Raw genomic sequence first — 1450 nt, 5'->3', positions numbered from 1 at the left:
ATTAGCAATCCGCTGTGGTATTTCTACACAAGTAAAACCTTTGTTTTCTAAATTCTGCGCTAAATGCAAAGCATTCCATTTATCATAGTCAAATTCTTGAATGTCTTTATCTTTAGCAAAGTTTTCTATCCAAGATTCAACAATTGTATAATCGACCATTTCCCCAGGTGTTAAAGTTAAATATCCTTGTTCAGCCCACAAATCATAACGAACCTTATCTGTAGCCATTTTCTCCTTTAAACGGGCTTCTGGCATAAAAGAATGTTGTCCAACAATAAAATCTCCCTCTTCGTCCATCCCTACCCAACCAACACTTGTTAAGTCAGTAGTCATAGATAGGTCGCCGCCAATCCAGAGAGTCGCTCCCACAAAGTCGATATTATCTACTTCGCACTGGCGCCATTTTGACATGTCCATATATCCATTGTCTTTTTTATCAACCCAAATGTTCATATTTTTGGTTAAAAATGCTCTCATTTTTTCAGGTCTATCAAGAGCAACTTTTAAATCCGAACGTATTGCTGCTATACCTTCTTCATAAGTAGCGACAATTGGGTTTGCTTTTATCCAATTAGACTCATCTTTTATGTCATCATCTTTTTCCAGTTCGCAAATCATAACAAAATAATCATCGTTTTCAACATCTTTCGATGGATCTAGAATATCACTGACATATTCATACTCTCTATAACAAGGTCTAGATAAATCAAAGCCAGCTGTCGTTATAATAAACATCAAAGGTTCTTTCCTTGCTACCATCCCTGAAGATAGAACATCGTAAATTTCGTCAGTCTCATGCGCATGATACTCATCGACAATCCCAACAGATGGGTTTTTTCCGTCACCTGTTTTTCTTGCCTCTTTTGAAAGAGGAACAATCACCGAGCCGTTTTTAAATATTTCAATCGTGCTATATGCTTCTTTCCACTTACCTTCTAACAGTTCACTTGAACTGATTCCTGTTTTTATAGCCTCGTAAACTTCAGAAGATTGATCTCTGGTCCATCCAGCAATGTAAGCACGTTGTTTTTCATCACCAAGAAACGTGACAAACGCTGCTACAATAGCAAGAAATTGTGATTTAGCATTTTTACGTGCTAATTGGATAAAAACTTTTCTGAAGCGTCTTGCTCCATTAGATTTCTTTTTAAAACCAAAGATATTTGCCGATAAAAATAATTGAAAATCCGTCAATTCTACTGGTTCGCCAGCTAAAATCCCTTCAACATGCTTAAACTCTCTTGCGAACCAGTAAAAATCTTCTACTATTTCTTCGTCAAAATAAAAAAGACTGTCATCTTTTTGACAATCCTCATAGTCTTTTAAAAAACGCTTAACGGCCCATTTATGTTTTTTACAATTTTTTATTTTTCCACTTACAATTGCATCACAGTAGGCAAAAACCCGTTCTATTATCCAATTCATATACGATCACCAAAGCGACGTTGCG

At 36.1% G+C, this 1450-nt stretch carries 1 protein-coding gene; it reads right to left on the bottom strand.

Features of this window, described 5'->3' with window-relative positions; all coding sequences use genetic code 11:
- Positions 1–1425, bottom strand: a 1425-nt coding sequence (locus MR058_RS22765) for a terminase large subunit (RefSeq protein ID WP_242145935.1), incomplete at its 3' end; no start/stop codon positions are given.
- Between the last annotated feature and the right edge of the window lie 25 nt (positions 1426–1450).

This window comes from Bacillus cereus group sp. BfR-BA-01430, from assembly GCF_022663115.1.
In the GTDB taxonomy this organism is placed as follows: domain Bacteria; phylum Bacillota; class Bacilli; order Bacillales; family Bacillaceae_G; genus Bacillus_A; species Bacillus_A cereus_BD.
The sequence above is the reverse complement of the archived record's forward strand: the minus strand, read 5'-3'. Positions and strand labels throughout refer to the sequence as shown.